This is a genomic window from Mycobacterium sp. (genome assembly GCF_049280035.1).
In the GTDB taxonomy this organism is placed as follows: domain Bacteria; phylum Actinomycetota; class Actinomycetes; order Mycobacteriales; family Mycobacteriaceae; genus Mycobacterium.
On sequence record NZ_JBAPPI010000041.1, the window covers coordinates 1 to 2908 of the forward strand.

At 60.4% G+C, this 2908-nt stretch carries 2 protein-coding genes and 1 pseudogene; all 3 read left to right on the forward strand.

From position 1 onward, the window contains the following. Nucleotides 1-258, forward strand: a 258-nt coding sequence (locus WAN71_RS01345) for a PLP-dependent transferase (protein ID WP_422223605.1), incomplete at its 5' end; no start/stop codon positions are given. An 860-nt stretch (nucleotides 259-1118) separates the two neighbouring features. Next, nucleotides 1119-2162 (forward strand): hypothetical protein, encoded by a 1044-nt coding sequence (locus tag WAN71_RS01350; protein WP_422223606.1) that lies wholly within the window; start codon nucleotides 1119-1121, stop codon nucleotides 2160-2162. 151 nt (nucleotides 2163-2313) lie between these two features. Further along, nucleotides 2314-2908 (forward strand): annotated as a pseudogene (locus WAN71_RS01355) (1,4-beta-xylanase); the annotation flags it as partial.

The following is a 2908-nucleotide window of genomic DNA, read 5'->3' on the forward strand; positions in this document are numbered from 1 at the left end:
ACCTTCGAACTTGACGTCCCCGACAGCGCGGCCAAGCAACGGGCTTTCGAGGTGCTGGACAAGCTGCAGCTGATTAGCATTTCCAACAATCTGGGCGACGCGAAATCCCTTGTCACCCATCCCGCGACGACCACGCACCGGGCGATGGGACCCGAAGGGCGCGCCGCTATCGGCCTGGGCGACGGGGTAGTTCGAATATCGGTCGGCCTGGAAGGCACTGACGATTTAATCGCCGATATCGATCAGGCATTGCGCTGAAAGCTGCCAGCATTCTCACAGCATTTCGATCTGTCGGTTACGACCGTCGAGTGTTATGTCGTTATGGCGTTATTCACCTTGCCTTTTCCGGCTTTTTCCAATGAGTTTGGCCGTTTAGAACCTTTTGACCGATGGCTAAAGTGTTTTGGTACCGGTATTAAGGCGTGTATGGCAACATGAGTCGCCGGCACCGCCGCCGGATAAACGGTCACGCCTTGCGCTGGGCCAGATATGGAGAGACGAGAGTGTTTTCGTGCAATCGCCGCCCACGGACGTCGCCTCATCCGCTGACCGGCGAACTCCACGATTGGACCGTTGCAGTCGACGGACGCGAAGTTGCCTGGCAGAGCTATGCCGGTCCGTTGCGACTTGATGAAACGGACATCGCCATCGCAAGCCGCAAGTTGCTATCGATCGAACCTTGCGACTTGCTCGACATGGTTCTTGAGCATGTCGAGTTCTCGTCTCCGACCGATGGGCAATCGCGTCTGATCGTGCATTCGACCACACCGTTCGCGCGCGGATTCGAGACAGACCTCGCGGCGATGGTTGAGGGTCGGCCGGTCTCAGACCTCACGACATATGTGGAGACTCGCGGTTTGTATCTCGCGCGCAGCGGTGATCTGGCCGTCGGTCGAACTCGGCCATGGCGTCGCGCGATTGCGAAGGAAGGCGTCCGGCGCTTGGCGCTTCCGGATACCGACCACTACTACATGTCTCACGCGCTGCTGCGGCGGGCCGTCGATGCTGGCGACCGCGATCCCGTGTTGGCTCGGATCATCGAGTTCCTACGCGAACGTCCTTCGGCTGTGGTGTCTCCGTATGACTTTGAGCCCGAATTTCAAATACTGGTGACCTGGTTGGCGCAGGCTGCGGGCCTTGAGCGAATTCGCGTTGACGCCAACAACTCTCGCCTCGTTGCTTGGAACGGTAAGCGCATGCTGCATCCGACTGTCGAAGCCGCGCTGCGGCTGAACGGTCAGCTGTCCGACCAACCGGCCCAGCTCATATTGGACCAGGAGCATCGGGCGAGCGAGGCGTTTCAGACGCTGCGGGCGCCACTTCCAGTGATCCCGGGCTATGCGGTCCCGTGGCAAGAGAACCGCTGCGACTTCAGCCACGATCTTGTCCGGGCGAGCACGCTTTTGAAGGAACGCTACGGGCTATCGCGTGGCTGCCTGAAGCCGTCCGACGGTGGAAATGGCGGCCGCATCGAAGCCGGGATCGAACTCGATGACACCTCGCGTCTGGAAGAGCTCGCAGCGAAGGCATGGAATTTGGGCGGCGACCAGGTTCTCGAGGCTCACGTTAACTACTTCGCGAAACACATCGGCGGCGAGCAGGTGTTGACCACGCCGTCAGCCCATGTGCGGTCGGGCAAGTTGCTGGACGGACTCACCCTTCAGTTCATGCGTGGCACGTCTTGGAAGGGCAACATCTTTGTCGGCGCCTCAGATTGGGCGGCCATGGGACTGGATAAGGCCGCGTACTCCAAGCTCCGGAAAGCGATGGCCGATCTGAATCGGCGGCTGCGCTTTCTGCACTGTGGCGTTGACTTTGCCATCGGCACTCTGGGCGGCAGGTTCGGCGATTCCGTCGTGGCCGCTGTGCAAGACATCAATCCAAAAGTAACGGGTGCCTTGTTCTTACGCGAATTCATGGCGCGCTATCCCGCGATCGGTGTCGGCGGTGCGACACGCGTTCTCGTTCCAGACGCGACGGCAAGTGCCGAGAAGATCCGTTCGCTTTTGTCAGAATTCTCAACGCCAGAACAGCCTTGCGAGGAAATCGCAGTCGTACCGGGACGTTGGGCGATGATCGCTACGTCCGGACAGACTTCGGTATTGGCGGGTGCTCAGGCCCTAACCCTGGAGCGGATGCTTGCCGTTGGCGCCGGAATGTAACACCCGCGCGTGGCACTCGACGGCAACACGCTAAGTGCTCAATATCTCGACGAGATAACAATTCCCGCAACAAGATCGCCGCGTGAATAATTCGGCGCGACGCGCTGGACGAATACCGGGAACAGTGCCTTAGGCAACTTATCGTCATTTCGTGTACCGCCGTACGGTTCTAAAGCTACCGCTGGTGTTGGCAGCCGGCGCAGCGCTGGCTCAGTCGCCTCGCGCCTCCGCGGATCCGCCCCGCGCGTCTGCCGAACCCAGTCGGTGGTCACCTGACCGTGCCAACAGTTGGTATCAAGCGCAGGGTTGGCCCGTCGGCGCCAACTTCATCGCTTCCAATGCCATCAATCAGCTCGAGATGTTTCAGCCCGGCACCTACGACCCGCGGCGCATCGATACCGAACTGGGCTGGGCCCGGTTCCACGGGCTCAACACAGTGCGGGTCTTCCTTCACGATCAGCTGTGGGCGCAAGATTCCCGGGGCTTTCAAATACGTCTCGCGCAGTTTGTCGGCATCGCGGCGCGGCATCGCATCAAACCGCTGTTTGTAATGTTCGACTCCTGTTGGGATCCGATGCCCAGACTCGGTCGCCAGCACGCGCCCACTCCTGGGGTGCACAACTCCGGCTGGGTGCAGAGCCCCGGCGCTGAACGCATCGATGACCGTCGCTACGTCCGCACTCTGCAGGACTATGTGACGGGCGTTCTGACCCAATTCCGCAACGACGACCGCGTTTTGGGTTGGG